This window comes from Olsenella uli (assembly GCF_016899935.1).
Classification (GTDB): Bacteria; Actinomycetota; Coriobacteriia; order Coriobacteriales; family Atopobiaceae; genus Thermophilibacter; species Thermophilibacter uli_B.
This window is the reverse complement of the sequence record NZ_JACJJK010000003.1, coordinates 55,501-70,377: the sequence shown is the minus strand read 5'-3', so window position 1 is coordinate 70,377 and position 14,877 is coordinate 55,501. Positions and strand designations below refer to the sequence as shown.

The window sequence follows — 14,877 nt, the reverse complement described above, 5'->3', positions numbered from 1 at the left end:
GGCAAGGCGTCTACCTGCGGATCTTTGATCGCTAGGTACCGTATTAATTTTGCAACTTCGTACACACCCGGAAGGGAGGGGCGGACGCGGGAGCTGGGCACGGGCGAGAAGGACGGCGCGGCCGGACGACGGCGGGGATGCGTCAGGTCTCGTAGAGCCGCCGGTAGAGCTCGGCCGAATCGCCGTGGCCCAGGAGCAGGCGACGGTCCTTGATGAAGATCACCTCGTCGGCCACCTCGTCCACGTTGGCCAGGATGTGCGAGCTCAGCACCGCGCCGCGACCCGCGCGCGCAAGCTCGCGCAGGAGCCGCGTATTGATGCCCACGTTCGTGGGGTCGAGCGCGTTCATGGGCTCGTCCAGCAGCAGGTAGCGCGCGCCCGTGAGATAGGCTACGGCCAGCGTGACCTGCTGCTTCATGCCCTGCGAGAGCGCCCGCACGCGCTTTCCCGCAAAGCCGTCCACGCCGCAGCGGCGCGCCAGGGCGTCCACGTCCATCCCCGAGCCCCAGAGGTCGGCGGCGGCGCGGAGGTGCTCGCGCACCGTGAGCGAGGGATACAGCAGCGAGGCGTCGCCGGGCGCGTAGAAGACCACACGGCGTAGCGCCGGGGTGTCGCGCGGCGCGATGCCGTCCACGCGCACCGTGCCGCGCACGCGGCCCGTACCCAGACCCGCAAGGGCGCGCAGCAGCGTGGTCTTGCCGTACCCGTTGGGCGCAATGAGGCCCGTGATCACGCCAGGGCGCACCTCCAGGGACACGTGGTCGAGTAGAACGCGGCTTCCGTAGCCGAGGGTGAGGCTCTCAGCGCTGAGCATGACGGGGCTCCTTTCCAAGGACGCCGCGGACGCGGGCAGGACGGGTGTCGCGGCAGAGAAATACGGCGAGAAGTGCGCAGACGAGCGAGCAGACCAGGCAGAGGGCGAGGCTCCAGAGCACGTAGGCACAGGCGGCATCGAATGAACTCGTGACCACGAGCGCGCCGCCGCGAACGAAGAGGCAGGGGTAGGCCGGGTCACCCGTGCCGTTGCGGACGAACGCCGCAAGCACGGCGGCAGCCCAGGCGCCGCCGCAGACAGCCGCGCCCGGGAGTGCCACGGCGGCCGCGACCGCGTAGAAGCGGCGGCGCCCGGACGCCGGCACCTGCGCGAGCAGCCCGCGGCAGACGCGCCGGACGAGCACCGCACCCGCGGCGACGGTCGGCGCGGCCATGACGGCGGGAGGCGCCAGGACCGAGACAAATCCCAGGTACGAGAGCGGCGCCAGCTCGGCCGCACTCAGCAGCACGCGCGGGTCGCCCGAGGACGCCAGGGCCGAGAAGTACGCAGCGCGCGCCTCGGCCTCCCCCTCTTCACGGGGGCCACCGTCCCCCAGCTCCCCCGCCCGGACGCGCTCGGCCCGCCATGCCTCGAAGGCGGCCGCCGCCCAGGCGAACGCGGCGTCGTCGGGCGCAAAGGCCACCTCCCGCAGCCACGCGAGCTCTTCCTCCTCGGCGGCGGTGAGGACCGCGCCGTCCGCGCCCAGCGCTCGGCTGCGCTGCTGGTAGCGGGTCCCGTACGCCTCTCGCGTGAAGGAGTCCGTCCCGGTCCTGAAGCCCAGCGCGCCCGGCGCGAGGCACGCCGCCAGCGTCAGCGCCGCAAGGCACGGCAGAAGCGGCCCGCGCCGCAGGACGAGCAGGCAGACGCCGAGAAGCCCGGTGCCCTTGTGCTCCGCCGCGCGGCTGCGGCCACCTGCGAAGTGGGCGCCGCGGGCGCGGGGCCCCGGGTGCGCGTTCTTCTCGCCAGGCGCTCCCCCGCCGTGTGGGCCAGCGCTCCGGTTACGGACGAGAAGGGCCACGGCCAGCACCGTCACGAGCGCCGCCGCGCACGCCCCGAGCACCGCGGCGCCCGTGGCGGGGTTGACGCGTGCGTCCGGGACGGGGCTGTTCAGCATGTTCACCTGGTAGCCCCAACCTCCCACGACGCGCGGGACGTCGAGGTAGGTGCTCGGCAGCCAGGGCAGCAGGTCGCCCAGCGGCGAGAGACTTCCGTAATGGCCCGGCACGAGCGGCACGAGGGCGAGCAGCGCGCACGCGGCCACACCGGGAGCCAGGCGGCGGGTCAGCACGAGGCCGAGCTCCGCCACCAGCGCGAGGAAGAGCGCCACGAGCAGGTAGAACGCCGCCATGGACGCGAGCGCGGCGCCGGCGGTGGTGAGCACCGGTTCCCCCTCGCGAAAGAAGGCCACCGGATAGGACGGGTCGCCCACGCCGTTGCGCACCGCGGCCACGAGGGCGAGCGGCAGCTGCGTCAGCGCCACCGCGAGCCAGCCAGCGACGGTGGACGCGCCCACGCCGAGCGCCGAGGCAAGGCCGCGGGCCACGGGAACGACTCCGAGCAGGCGCTCGCCCGCACGCCAGCGCGCCGCGCACGCAATGGCCGTGATCATGGGGGCGAGGGCGAGCACGTAGGCCTCGCGCCCGGTGTCGCCGCCGGTCGTGGCGCCCGCAGGCGGCGCGAGGGCGGCCAGCGTGTCGCTCAGGAGCGGGACGTACAGGTGGTCCTGCCAGCGGCTGGCCAGCAGCACGAGCGCCGGCATCTCGCCCAGGCTCCCGTAGAGGCGCGGGTCGTCCGTCTCAAGCAGCCGCCGGTAGAACGCGAGCTCGAGCTCCGCCTCGGCGCGCACCTGCCCTACCGGCGGATTGGCGAGCGAGAGCTCCATCAGCCTGATCGCCGCCCCTATGCGACCACGGTCGTCCGCGGCGGCGAGGTAGTCCGCATACGCCGCCGCCCGCAGCCGCGCGTCCTCCTTCGCGCGCTCCTCCGCGGCGCTCTGCGAGGGCGCGTCCAGCCACTCCTGGGACACCTGGCCGGCGACCTCCGCGTTCATCGCCATGGTGTCCGGGTGGTACGTACCGCCCACGAGCGTGGAGAAGCCCGGTGCCTCGAGCGACGCCGCAAGGCACGCCGCAACCGCGGCCACGAGCAGCCCCAGCCACCGCGTGCGCACCGTCCAGCGCGCGATCCGCGCGGCGAACACGAGCTCCGCCGGACGCATCCCTCCCCTGTTTGCCTGCATGTTCGACTCCCTTCACACAGCTGCGTCCCCGTCCTTCTCGGCCTATGCCAAGGCGGGCGGGAGGTCCGCGGATGCGCGAGGGGAGTCGAGCACCTGGGGCGCGTCGGTGGGCGCCGGCGCACGGGGTCGTTGCGGTGATCGGCGGCGGGCCGTGGGCCAGGTGGTCGCCGGCGAGCAGGGCGGGCACGCTGCGGGAGAGCCCTGCGGCAAGGCGGTGCCACACGGCGCGGAGGAGGTCGGGCGGACGCGACGCCAGAGCACGCTGGGCCGCCACGCGCCAGCGGCAGGTCGCGGAGGCGAGAAGGGCGACCAGCTGCGGGGTCGCCGCGACCAGGGCGGCCGAGAGCGCGAGCACGAGCGCGCCGATTGCCGCGTCCGCCCCCGGGACCAGCGAGGCCGGGGTGGAGACCAGGCTCGGGGCTCCCCCACCCGTGGTCCGGAGCGGGTCAAGGTACGTCACGGGGATGAGGCGCGCCGCGTCCAGGAGGGGGTTGCCCCGCAAGAACCACCACGGCTGCGCGGCAAGGGCGACGGCCCCAGCTGCCACGATGCCGCCCGGGGCGGCACGGCCGGACAGCTGCAGCGAGAGATGAGCCAGGGCCGAGAAGAACAGCGCGCTCGCAACGAGCATCAGGGCGCGCTGGGCGAGCAGGACGCCCGCGGCGGAGACGACGTAGCCGCCCGCTCCGTCCAGGTAGGCGAGCGGATAGGCGAGGTCGCCCACTCCATTGCGCAGGATGGCGACGAGCGCAGCGGGCAGGGTGACGGCGGACGCGGCGACACATCCGCACGCGACCCCGACCGCGACGGCGCGGCCCGGGCGGCGGCGCCCCGGAGCAGCGACGCGCGTCAGCTGGTACACGCCCGCAAAGCTCGTCGCGGCGAGCGGCACCGCCCACAGGAGGAACTCGAGCGAGCCGTCGTAGGTCGCGGCGGATGCAAGACCCAGTGCCTCCGACGCAGCAACGACGACGGGCGCGAGGGCGAACTGGTTGGTCGCCAGGTAGACGACGGCGGGCATCTCCCCGGGCGCCTCGATCACGCGGGGCTCGTCGAGCTCCGCGAGGGCGCGGTAGAGGGTAGCCTCGGCGGTGAGATAGGCGCCGTTGTGAGCGGTCTGGCCCCGGTGCGCGAGCCGCTCGTCGTAGGCCGCCACGGTGCGGAGGAGCTCCCGGGCGTCCTTGGCCTCGCAGGTGCGACCGAGCAGGGCGGCGTCCTCCGCGAGCAGGTCGCGCTGGCGCTCGAGCACCGGATCTCCGCCGGAGCGCCCGACCTGAGCATCGAGGAGGGCAAGCGCGGAGCGTTGGCTCTCGTAGACGCGCGCGAGGGCCTCGTACTGGCCGGCAGGCAGGACCGCTGCAAGCACGTCCGCGCGCGGGGCCGCACCGCTGAGTGCGGGGCGCGCATAGAGAAGGGCCGCCGTGAGAACGAGCAGCATAACGAGCGGTCGCGTGAGCACCGTGAGCGCCGTCCTTCTTGCCCGCCCTGCCATGTCATCCTCCCGATCTGAGAGAGCTTTGGATGATGATAGGCCGAGCGCGCCGCGCGCCCGGCCGATACGTCGGCAGACGGCAGCGACGCCCCCTTCCGGGTGTGTACGCCCCACCCCCGAGCGTGCACCCCGTCTCCGGGTGTGTACCCCTCTTTCCGGATGTGTACGAAGTTGCAAAATTAATACGGTACCGAGAAATCAAAGACCCGCAGGTAGAAGGCTTGGCGAGGAGAATATCGATCTAGAAACTACGTACACACCAGGATGGGGTTACGCACCAGGATGGGACGGGTAGGACGGATCGGGCGCCTAGCACCGCCCAGCCGTCGCCTAACCGCCGCAAGCCGAGCACCAATCGATACTTTAGAGAGCACCTGCCTTCAAAACCGACTTGTGAACAGTTTTCTAGTGCATGGGGAGCCAAGGGCTGATTCTCTGGCCATAAAACCCCAGTTGCCGATCGCCGTGAGCCGGCCATTTGGGACGTGAGACGTGCATTTATGTTCACAAGTCGGTTTTGAGGGCAGGTTCCTCGCGAACAAGCCCCTCGAGAACACGTCCGAACCGAACGAAGCCCGTGCAACGACGAGGGTCTTCGGCGGCGGCACAACCTAACCCGTGGAAACGTTCATCGGATGGGCGCACCATCCGCCATCGCAGCACGTTCTCTCCATACGCGAGGAGGCTTGCCTGTAAAGTCGGAAAAGGCATGGCAGAAGGCTGAGGGACTCGGGTATCCAAGAAGGTCGGCAACCTCGGCGACGGTGAGATCGCCGGCCACCAGAAGCCGGCACGCGCGCTCCAGTCGCAACCGCCGCGCGTACGCGCCCACGCTCTGCCCCGTCTCGCGCTTGAAGGCATCGCATAGTCGTGACCGGCTCACATAGAGCTTGCGCGCGAGGTCGTCTACGGAAGGTGGCGCGCCACCCTCCTCTACGGCAGCCGACAAGAGCTTCCTCGCATGGCTCACCAGCGCGCCCTCATCTTTGTCAACGCCCCTCCCGTCCGCCGCCAGAGACGCCATGAGGGAGGTGACGGTCGAGAGAAGCCCGAGTGAACCGCCGGGACCGAGCGGCGGGCCCGCGGGTATGTTGCCGAGCGCATGGCGAATCGCCCCCTTGGCCTCGGGACCCCAGGAGCCGTCAAACGCCGAGAAGAGCCCGCTGAACTCCCCCGGATAGCTACGGTCCAGCTCGTCGAAGAAGTCGGGCAGACAGATGACTGAGCGAGAGCGGTAGACGTGGCCGGCGAGCAGGCGACTTGAGAGCGAGCGGGGGCCGCGCTCGACGAACGTGGCCACTTCGTCATGCGGACGGCGCGCGCCGCCCCCGGCGCCGACGAACCTGATCGGAAGTCCGCAGTCCCGCGAGCACGAAACCGCATCGTCCCCCATCGTGCAGGCGCAGGCATACGGCCCGAGCGACCCCTCGAAGAGCGGCATGTCCTCAAGCGAAGTGACGTCGTGACAGAGCACGAGGCAGTACGGCATAGGCGCACAAAGCCACATCGAGCCTGTCGCCACGGAGCCGCGCGTCTCGCCCACCCAGATGCCGCCCCGACGCTCGAGGCGCACGCCAAGCTGCTCGACCTGCGGCTCGAAGAGCGCAACGAGCTCGCGGGGAATGTCACCCATGCCCGTCATTTTGAGGGTTCGTCCATCTCCCTTGAGGAATCGTCCAAGGTTAGTTAACCATAGCTAACAAGTAACAGTTCCCATGATACGGTGCGGCGGAATGCCAATCAAGACACGAGGGCAAGGAGGCTTCGATGTCTGACTCTCAAGCAAACAAGGCGAGAGGCGCGCGCGTCAAGGGCGCCGTGAGCCGACTGCTCGCCTTCGCCGGTCCGCGCAAGGCGCTCACGTACCTGGGCTGCGTGCTCTCGGCCGTCTCGATGTTCGTGAGCTTTGGTCCGTACGTCTGCGTCTGGCTCGTTGCGCGCGACCTCATCGCCGTGGCGCCCGCCTGGGGTGCCGCCACCGGAATCGCCACGTACGGCTGGTGGGCGTTCGGCCTTGCGGCCACGAGCATCCTGCTCTACTTCGCAGGCCTCATGTGCACGCACCTCGCGGCCTTCCGCTGCGCGTCCAACATGCGTAAGCGCACCACGGACCACCTCATGCACGCGAGCCTGGGCTACTTCGACACGCACGCGAGCGGCGCGCTTCGCCGCGTGGTGGACGGCTGCGCCGCCGAGACCGAGGGGCTTCTCGCCCACAAGCTCCCGGACACCGCAGGCAGCATCGCCATGATCGTTGGCATGCTCGTCCTGTTCTTCGTCTTTGACTGGCGACTCGGGCTCGCGTGTCTTGTCGCGGTGATCATCTCGCTCGGCTGCATGTTCTACATGATGGGCGGGCGTGGCATGGACTTCATGACGCGCTACATGGAGTCGCTCGTCAAGATGAACAAGACCGGCACCGAGTACGTGCGCGGCATTCCCGTGGTCAAGGTGTTCCAGCAGACGGTCTACAGCTTCCGTGCGTTCCACGACGCCATCGAGGAGTTCACACGGCTCGCGCAGGACTACGCCGTCACGTGGTGCCAGACGCCGCAGTCGCTCTCGCTCACCATCATCAACGGCGTCGCGATCTTCCTCGTGCCGGTGGCCATCCTCGTTGCACCCGGCGAGGGCGACTTCGCGCGCTTTCTGGCCAACTTCGCGTTCTACGCGATCTTCTCGGCCGTGATTCCCACCGCCATGACGCGCGTGATGTTCATGTCCGAGGCGTTCCAGTCCGCCGCAGATGCGGTCTCGCGCGTCGAGGAGGTGCTGGCCGCGCCCGTGATCTCCGCCCCCGTCGCGCCCCGCATGCCCGCGGGCAACGCCATCCGCTTCGAGGACGTGACCTTTACCTACGAGGGCGCGGACGCTCCGGCGCTCGACCACGTGAGCTTTGAGGTGCCGGCCGGCGCGACGGTGGCGCTCGTGGGCCCCTCCGGCGGCGGCAAGACCACGGCGGCGAGCCTCGTGCCGCGCTTCTGGGACGTGGACGCCGGGCGCGTGACGCTCGGCGGCGTGGACGTGCGCGAGATGGACCCGCACGACCTCATGGACCGCGTGGCCTTTGTCTTCCAGGCCAACCGGCCCTTCCGCCAGACGATCCTGGAGAACGTGCGCGCCGCGCGCCCCGAGGCCACCCGCGAGGAGGCGCTCGCCGCGCTTGAGGCCGCCCAGTGCGCGGACATCCTGGAGAAGCTCCCCCAGGGTGCCGACACGCTCGTGGGGACGGGCGGCACCCACCTCTCCGGCGGTGAGGTGCAGCGCCTCATGATCGCCCGCGCCATCTTGAAGGATGCCCCGGTGGTGGTGCTCGACGAGGCGACGGCCTTCGCCGACCCCGAGAACGAGGTCAAGATCCAGGCCGCCTTCAAGCGCCTCGCCCGAGGGCGCGACGGCTCGCCGCGCACCGTCCTCATGATCGCGCACCGCCTCTCCACGGTGCGGAGCGCCGACAAGATCGTGGTGCTTGACGCCGGTCGCGTGGCCGAGCAGGGCACGCACGACGAGCTGCTGGGGGCGGGCGGCCTCTACGCCCGCATGTGGGCCGACTACGAGAAGTCCGTGAGCTGGCGCATCACGAGCGCCGCGGAGGTGGAGTAGATGAGCATCCAGGAGAAGTACGCCCTCACCGACGAGGGTCTGAAGAACGTAAAGCTCGGCGCCGTGTGGACGGCTGCGGCAAACCTCGTGGTCTTTGGCGGCGTGGGCGCCCTCTACTTGCTCATGAGCGAGCTCGTGGCGCACCTCACCGAGGGCGCGCCGTTGCCTGACCTCCTCCCGTACGCAGCTGGCCTCGTCGCCTTTGCCGTCGCGCTCTTTGTGGCTGAGTACTGGGCCTACTACTACCAGTACGGCGTCATCTACAAGGAGAGCGGCAGGCAGCGCATCGGTCTCGCCGAGCGCCTGCGCAAGCTGCCCCTGGGCTTCTTCGGCCGTCGCGACCTGGCCGACCTCACCGAGACCCTCATGACCGACGTCAAGACCACCGAGCACGCCTACAGCCACGTGCTGCCCGAGCTCTACGGCGCCTACATCACGCTCGCCGTGGCGGCCGTCTGCCTGTTCTCCTTTGACTGGCGGCTCGCGCTCGCGTCGCTCTGGAGCTGCCCGGTGGGGCTCGCCATCCTCTTCGGCGCGCGGCGTGCGCTCCAGCCCATGATGGAGGCCACGCGCATGCGCGGCCTTGCCACCTCGGAGGACATCCAGGAGGCACTCGAGTGCGTGCGCGAGGTGCGCGCGACCAACCAGGAGGAGCGCTACCTCGAGCACATCCATGCGGACGTCGACGCCGCGGAGCGCCAGGCCGCCCGCTCGGAGATCGCGTGCGGCATCGCCGTGAACGGGGCCCAGATCGTGCTGCGCCTGGGCCTCGCCACCACGGTGCTCGTGGGCGCGGCGCTCATCCTGGAGGGCTCCTGCTCGTTCATGACGCTCTTCGCCTTCCTTGTGGTGGTGAGCCGCATCTACGCGCCCTTCGACCAGTGCCTCATGCTCATCGCCGAGCTCTTCTCGGCCAAGACCGCTGCGGCGCGCATGAAGGGCTTCTACGAGGAGCCGCTCGCGCAGGGCGGCGAGACGTACGAGCCTGCCGGGCACGACGTTACCTTTGAGGACGTGTCCTTCTCCTACGATCGTGGCGAGAAGGTCCTGGACGGCGTGACGTTCACGGCACGCGAGGGCGAAGTCACGGCGCTCGTGGGACCGTCCGGCTCCGGCAAGTCCACCTGCGCCCGCCTGGCTGCGCGCCTGTGGGATGCCGACACGGGCCGCGTAACCGTGGGCGGCGTGGACGTGGCAGCCGTGGACCCCGAGGTCCTTCTCGGTGACTTCTCCGTGGTCTTCCAGGACGTGCTGCTCTTTGACGACACGGTGATGGGCAACATCCGACTGGGTCGGCGCGGCGCCACCGACGAGGAGGTGCTCGCTGCGGCGCAGGCGGCTAACTGCGACGAGTTCGTGAGCCGACTTCCCCAGGGCTACGACACGATGATCGGCGAGAACGGCGCGCGCCTCTCCGGCGGAGAGCGCCAGCGCATCTCCATCGCGCGGGCGCTCCTCAAGGACGCGCCGGTCGTGCTTCTGGACGAGGCAACGGCGTCGCTCGACGTGGAGAACGAGACGCAGGTCCAGGGCGCGCTCTCGCGCCTGCTCGCCGGCAAGACCGTCATCGTGATCGCCCACCGCATGCGCACCGTCCTGAGTGCGGACAAGGTCGTGGTGCTCGAGGACGGCCGCGTGGCCGAGCAGGGCTCGCCGGAGGAGCTGCTCGCAGCGGGCGGCCTCTTCGCCCGCATGGTGCGCCTGCAGGGCGAGAGCGCGGACTGGGCGCTGTAGCCGCCCGGCGCGACGGTTGTGCAGAGGGGCCGCCCGCGGCACCCCGTGGGCGGCCCCTCCTCATGCGCGCGGCCAGCCGGCCGCCTCTACCCCGCCACGCGATAGCCCGCCGCCTCGACCGCCGCGGCCAGCGCCGCAGGGTCGATCGGGTCCTTGGAGAGCACGCGCACGCGGTCGGGCAGGCTCGCGCGCGCCCACACGCCGCCGATGCCGTCAAGCGCAGTCTCCACGGCGGCAAGGCAGTGCTCGCAGTGCATCCCCCCGACGGTGAGCTCGGCCGAGTAGGGATAGTGCGCCTCGTTGGTGTCGGCGACCGTCGGGCGCGCGACGTGGGACTCTCCCCCGCCGGAGCACCCGCAGCCGCAGCCGCCCCGGCGCAGCGTCCGCAGGTAGCGGCGGGCGGCGAGAAGGACGACCGCCACCACGGCCAGAACGATAATGACGTTGATCATGGCAACCTCCTTACGAGCCCACGTTCTTCTCGCCCGTCGCTCACGCCTCGGCGGGGACGCGGCGGGTCTTCACGCCGAAGCAGAAGTACAGGATGTGGAACACCCACACGCACGCGAGGACGATCCGGCCCACGCGCACCGCGTGCATCATGACAAAGCCGATGGACATGAGCACGGTCACCGTGACCATCACGCGGATCTTGGTGGCCCAGTCCATGCCCTGGCCCCTCACGTAGCTCTCGAGGTTCTTCTTGTAGAGCTTGGTGTTCGTGAACCACGTGTGCAGCCGCTCCGAGCTCTTGGCAAAGCAGAACGCCGCGAGCATGAGAAACGGAAACGCCGGCAGCAGCGGAACCACCGCTCCGATGGCCCCCAGCGCAAGTCCCACACAGCCCAGCGCAACAAGCAACACCTTCTTCACCTTCATGCGTCCTCCTTACGATGTGGAAAAGGGACTGTCCCTTTTCCACAGTCGCCTCTTCTCGGCCTTGGTCTCGATGACGTGACGTACGGCCGCCACGGGGTGGTGGAAGATCATGCGCGGCCCCGAGAAGCGCATGACCTCGCGGATCTTCTCGCGCATCTCCGCCTTGTAGCAGTGCACGCGGCAGTTTGAGCAGAAGGTCTTGGTCTCCATGAAGGGGCAGCGGTCGCTGCGCTGCCGCGCGTACTCCGCGAGCTCGGCGCACTCCGGGCAGAGCTCGCCGCCGCGCGTGCCGTGGCGCTTGCGGCAGTAGAGCGCAATCATCTCGGACACCATGCGCTTCTCGCGCTTGGCCGCCACGCGCGCGGTGTCGGGCGTGCGCGCCATCAGCTGACCCTCCCGTTCTCAACGCAGACCACGGTGTCGGCGATGCGCATCGTGGACGGCCGGTGGGAAACGAGAAGGACCGTCCGCCCGGCGCGCTCCTCGGCAATGGAGCGCAGGATGACGGCCTCGTTCAGGCTGTCGAGGTTGCTCGTGGGCTCGTCGAGCAGCATGAACGGGGCATCGTGCAGGAAGGCGCGCGCAAGCCCCAGGCGCTGCCGCTCGCCGCCGGAGAGCGTGTCGCCGAGCTCGCCGACCGGCATGTCGTAGCCCGCCGGCAGGCTCATCACGAAGTCATGGACCGATGCCTTGCGGCAGGCCGCCTCGATCTCTTCGTCCGTGGCGTCGAGGCGCGCGATGCGCAGGTTGTTGCGGATGCTGTCGTGGAAGAGGTGCGTCTCCTGCGTGACGAGGGACTCCAGCTCGCGCAGGTTGGCCGTGTCCACGTGTCGCACGTCGCGCCCGGAGACGGATACGCTCCCCTCATCTACGTCCCAGAACCGCATGAAGAGGCGCAGCAGCGTGGACTTGCCGGAGCCGGAGCGCCCGGTGATGCCCACGATTCTGCCGGCCGGCGCCTCGAGCGAGACGTCCGTGAGCACGCGCTCGTCTCCGTAGGAGAAGCCCACATGGCTCGCGGCGGCGCCGTCAAAGCCCACCTGCTCCTGGCCCATGACCTCCGGCGTGACCGGCTCCTCGTCCAGGATGGCGAGCACGCGCTCCCCCGCCGCGAGGGTAGGCTGCAGCGTGGAGCCCAGGTTCGCGAGCGCCACCACCGGGCCGAACGAGCTCATGAGCGCGAGCACGGGGATGAGCACCCCGTCAAAGCTCACGACACCGGCGCGGTGAAGCGCCGCCGCAACGAGCAGCATGACCAGATCGCAGGCGAGAATGACCGTGTTGGTGAGCGCCGTCGCGCGACCGGTGGCGCGCTTCATGCGCTCCTCGTCCGCGGCGAGCGCGCAGGACCGCTCGTCCATCTGAGCCAGGCGCTCCGCGCCCGCGCCGTACTGCAGAATCTCGTCCAGGCCGCGCAGGCTCTCCAGCACGAAGCTCGAGAGCTCGCCCGCACCAGCGCGGAAGCGCGCACCGGCGTCCCCGGCCAGGCGCGCCGCGACGAAGGGGCACGCCACGCCCACGGCGAGGTACGACGCCGCGGCCACGACGGCGAGCAGCGGGTGGAAGCTCCCGATGAAGGCACAGGCGCCCGCACAGAAGAGAAGCGCAATCGCGGCGGGCGAGATGGTGTGTGCGTAGAAGACCTCGAGGAGCTCGATGTCCGAGGTGATGAGCGAGATGAGGTCGCCGCGGTCGCGCCCCTCGAGCTTGGCCGGGGTCAGGCGACGAAGCGCCCGGAACACCCGGTCGCGGACAAGCGCGAGCAGCTTGAACGCGATGAAGTGGTTGCACGCCTGCTCGCCGTAGCGGAGCAGGCCGCGCGCCACGGCGCAGACCACCATCGCCACGATGAGGCCCGCGAGCGGGGCCGCCGCGCCCGCGTCCAGCACCGCGAGCACGCCGTAGCCACCGAGCACCGTGATCGCCGCCGCGCAGACGTGGCCGAGAAGCCCCATGAGGACGGCCAGCGCCATGAATCCCATGAGCGGCCGCACCAGCCCCACGAGCCGCAGCATCACCCTCATGCGACCATCCCCCTCGTCTCGCCGTATTCCTCGAGCTCGCGCTGGGCGCGCCAGAGCGTCGCGTAGCGGCCATCCGCGGCAACGAGCTCGTCGTGACGCCCATACTCCACCACGCGACCGCCGTCGAGCACGAAGATCTCGTCCGCCCCCACCACGTTGGCCAGGCGGTGCGAGATGAGGACCACCGTCGCACGCCCGGCCAGCCCGCGGACAGCCGCCATGATGGCATCCTCGCTCTCCGCATCCACGTTGGAGGTGGCCTCGTCAAAGACGTAGACCGGTGTCTCGTGCAAGAGCGCGCGGGCGATGGCCAAGCGCTGGCGCTGACCGCCGGAGAGGTTGGAGCCGCGTTCGGCAAGCACCGTGTCCAGCCCGGCCTCGCCGCGCAGGAAGGACGCCAGCCGCGTGTCCTCAAGCGCGGCCCAGAGCGCGTCATCGTTCGCCCCCGGCGCCGCGACCAGCAGGTTCTCTCGCACCGTCCCCTTGAAGAGGTAGCTCTCGTGCCCCACGTACGTCACGTGGGCAAGCAGATCGGCCGCGTCGAGCGCGCCCACCTCCACGCCGCCCACCGTAAGCGAGCCGCGATACCCGCGCAGCCGCCCCAGCAGGAGCGTCGCGAGCGTGGACTTGCCACAGCCGGACTCGCCCACCACGGCCACGAAGCCGCCCGCCGGCACGTCGAGGCTCACGCCGGAGAGCACCTCGCGTTCGCCGTCGTAGGAGAAGCGCAGGTCACGGACACGCACGTCGCACCGCGCAGGAAACGCCTCCCCACCCGCCGGCGGCTCCAGCAGACCCAGCAGCCGAAAGATCTTCTCGCTCGCTGCCATGCCGTTCATGGCCACGTGGAAGAACGACCCCAGCTGGCGCATGGGAATGAAGTAGTCCGCCGCCAGCAGGATGATGGCGAGGCACCCGCCCAGGTCAACGGCACCCGCCGTCATCTGCGTGAGCGCCACCGCCACGCCGGCGGCCGCCCCGCCGTATGCCACGAGGTCCATGATCGTGATGGAGTTGAGCTGCATCGTGAGCACGCGCATGGTAATGCGCCGGAACTTCTCGGCCTGCTCGTTCATCTCGGCCTGTTTGAACTCGTCAGCCTGATAGACCTTGAGGGTGGTGAGGCCCTGGAGGTTCTCCAGGAACGTGTCGCCGAGCTCGGTGTACTGGCCCCAGTAGCGGCCGAGCAGCTTCTTTGCCCAGGTCTGCACCACGGCGATGGCCACCGGGATGAGCGGCACGCACACGAGCAGCACCACGGCCGCCGGCACGTTCACAAAGGCCAGGGCCACAAAGAGCGTGAGCGGCGCGAGCAAGGCGTAGAAGAACTGCGGCAGGTATGCGCCGAAGTAGGTCTCCAGCTGGTCGCAGCCCTCCACCGCCACCTGCACGACCTCGGAGGTACGCACGCTCTCGCGGTAGCTTGGCCCCAGGCGCAGGAGCTTCTCGTAGATGCGGTGGCGCAGCGTGCGCTTGACCTCACGGCTGGCGAGAAACCCCATGCGCACGGAGCCTGCGGCGGCGAGGCCGCGCACGACGGCCGTCACAATCACGCTGGCGGCGAGAAGTACGAGGTCCTTCTCGCCCGCCACGCCCGCCCAGAGCAGGGACAGCGTCCGGCAGATAACGAGCACCATGCCCATGTTGGCCACGAGCGACGCCCACTGGAGGACCACGCTCGCACACACGTACTTCATGCTCCCCGGCACGACGCCGACAAGCCTCCGGTCAATCATCACGCGCTGCTCCCTCTCCTGCTGCGGTCCACTCTGTTAGACAGCGTAAACTATTCTGAAGAGGTTGTTAACCGAGAATAACTTTTGGCGCGGAGCGGGGCGGCCGCGCGCGACAGAGGGGCACATCAGGGCAGTGGCCGACGCCATTCGGGAGCTGGCCCGCTAGCCCCCTACCCTGCCCAGCAGCGCGCCGGGCCGCCTGTCAAACGTCACGATTTCGCGACCACTCTCGTCGGCGACCCGGCGGGTCACGGGCTTCCCGGCACATTTCCATGCTGCCGACCGGGCGTATAAAACGGCCGACCATACATACCTGTCAGTTTTGGCCTTATTTGAGGGTAAAAGTGACAGGTATG

General features: G+C 69.8%; 10 protein-coding genes. 2 read left to right on the top strand and 8 right to left on the bottom strand.

Annotated features, from left to right (window positions below):
* Nucleotides 1-142: 142 nt before the first annotated feature.
* The 3 genes from H6A07_RS03380 to H6A07_RS03370 form a co-directional block, all read right to left on the bottom strand.
* Entirely contained in the window at nt 143-814 is a 672-nt protein-coding gene (locus tag H6A07_RS03380; protein WP_204813503.1) for an ABC transporter ATP-binding protein, read from the bottom strand.
* Nucleotides 801-3,053 carry a hypothetical protein gene (locus tag H6A07_RS03375; RefSeq protein WP_204813501.1) on the bottom strand — a complete coding sequence of 751 codons (2,253 nt, stop codon included), beginning with the start codon at nt 3,051-3,053 and terminating at the stop codon, nt 801-803. The genes H6A07_RS03380 and H6A07_RS03375 overlap by 14 nt, the downstream gene beginning before the upstream one ends.
* Before the next feature lie 2,120 nt (nt 3,054-5,173).
* Nucleotides 5,174-6,178 (bottom strand): helix-turn-helix domain-containing protein, encoded by a 1,005-nt coding sequence (locus H6A07_RS03370; RefSeq protein WP_204813499.1) that lies wholly within the window; start codon nt 6,176-6,178, stop codon nt 5,174-5,176.
* 134 nt (nt 6,179-6,312) lie between these two features.
* On the opposite strand from H6A07_RS03370, the gene H6A07_RS03365 reads away from it, so the two are divergent.
* Both H6A07_RS03365 and H6A07_RS03360 read left to right on the top strand, forming a co-directional pair.
* Complete coding sequence (locus tag H6A07_RS03365) at nt 6,313-8,148, top strand: ABC transporter ATP-binding protein (RefSeq protein ID WP_204813497.1); 1,836 nt, start codon at nt 6,313-6,315, stop codon at nt 8,146-8,148.
* On the top strand, nt 8,149-9,882 hold the full coding sequence (locus tag H6A07_RS03360; protein WP_204813495.1) for an ABC transporter ATP-binding protein: 1,734 nt from the start codon (nt 8,149-8,151) through the stop codon (nt 9,880-9,882). It begins immediately after the preceding gene.
* An 86-nt stretch (nt 9,883-9,968) separates the two neighbouring features.
* On the opposite strand, the gene H6A07_RS03355 is transcribed toward H6A07_RS03360, so the two are convergent.
* From H6A07_RS03355 to H6A07_RS03335, 5 genes are read right to left on the bottom strand one after another with little or no spacing between them, the layout of a single operon-like run.
* Complete coding sequence (locus H6A07_RS03355; protein ID WP_204813492.1) at nt 9,969-10,334, bottom strand: heavy-metal-associated domain-containing protein; 366 nt, start codon at nt 10,332-10,334, stop codon at nt 9,969-9,971.
* Nucleotides 10,335-10,374: 40 nt separating this feature from the next.
* Complete coding sequence (locus H6A07_RS03350) at nt 10,375-10,761, bottom strand: YbaN family protein (RefSeq protein ID WP_204813490.1); 387 nt, start codon at nt 10,759-10,761, stop codon at nt 10,375-10,377.
* Between the two features lie 9 nt (nt 10,762-10,770).
* Entirely contained in the window at nt 10,771-11,145 is a 375-nt protein-coding gene (locus H6A07_RS03345; protein ID WP_204813488.1) for a nitrous oxide-stimulated promoter family protein, read from the bottom strand.
* Nucleotides 11,145-12,785 (bottom strand): thiol reductant ABC exporter subunit CydC, encoded by a 1,641-nt coding sequence (cydC, locus tag H6A07_RS03340; RefSeq protein ID WP_342636550.1) that lies wholly within the window; start codon nt 12,783-12,785, stop codon nt 11,145-11,147. The genes H6A07_RS03345 and cydC overlap by 1 nt, the downstream gene beginning before the upstream one ends.
* Nucleotides 12,782-14,521 carry an ABC transporter ATP-binding protein/permease gene (locus tag H6A07_RS03335; protein ID WP_204813486.1) on the bottom strand — a complete coding sequence of 580 codons (1,740 nt, stop codon included), beginning with the start codon at nt 14,519-14,521 and terminating at the stop codon, nt 12,782-12,784. Before H6A07_RS03335 ends, cydC begins: the two co-directional genes overlap by 4 nt.
* Between the last annotated feature and the right edge of the window lie 356 nt (nt 14,522-14,877).

Bases quoted from the DNA above. Each gene is read 5' to 3' on its own strand.
- H6A07_RS03350 (WP_204813490.1), bottom strand. From the start codon at position 10,761: ATGAAGGTGAAGAAGGTGTTGCTTGTTGCGCTGGGCTGTGTGGGACTT.
- H6A07_RS03345 (WP_204813488.1), bottom strand. From the start codon at position 11,145: ATGGCGCGCACGCCCGACACCGCGCGCGTGGCGGCCAAGCGCGAGAAG.
- H6A07_RS03335 (WP_204813486.1), bottom strand. From the start codon at position 14,521: ATGATTGACCGGAGGCTTGTCGGCGTCGTGCCGGGGAGCATGAAGTAC.
- H6A07_RS03365 (WP_204813497.1), top strand. From the start codon at position 6,313: ATGTCTGACTCTCAAGCAAACAAGGCGAGAGGCGCGCGCGTCAAGGGC.
- H6A07_RS03380 (WP_204813503.1), bottom strand. From the start codon at position 814: ATGCTCAGCGCTGAGAGCCTCACCCTCGGCTACGGAAGCCGCGTTCTA.
- H6A07_RS03360 (WP_204813495.1), top strand. From the start codon at position 8,149: ATGAGCATCCAGGAGAAGTACGCCCTCACCGACGAGGGTCTGAAGAAC.
- H6A07_RS03355 (WP_204813492.1), bottom strand. From the start codon at position 10,334: ATGATCAACGTCATTATCGTTCTGGCCGTGGTGGCGGTCGTCCTTCTC.
- H6A07_RS03375 (WP_204813501.1), bottom strand. From the start codon at position 3,053: ATGCAGGCAAACAGGGGAGGGATGCGTCCGGCGGAGCTCGTGTTCGCC.
- H6A07_RS03370 (WP_204813499.1), bottom strand. From the start codon at position 6,178: ATGGGTGACATTCCCCGCGAGCTCGTTGCGCTCTTCGAGCCGCAGGTC.
- cydC (WP_342636550.1), bottom strand. From the start codon at position 12,785: ATGAGGGTGATGCTGCGGCTCGTGGGGCTGGTGCGGCCGCTCATGGGA.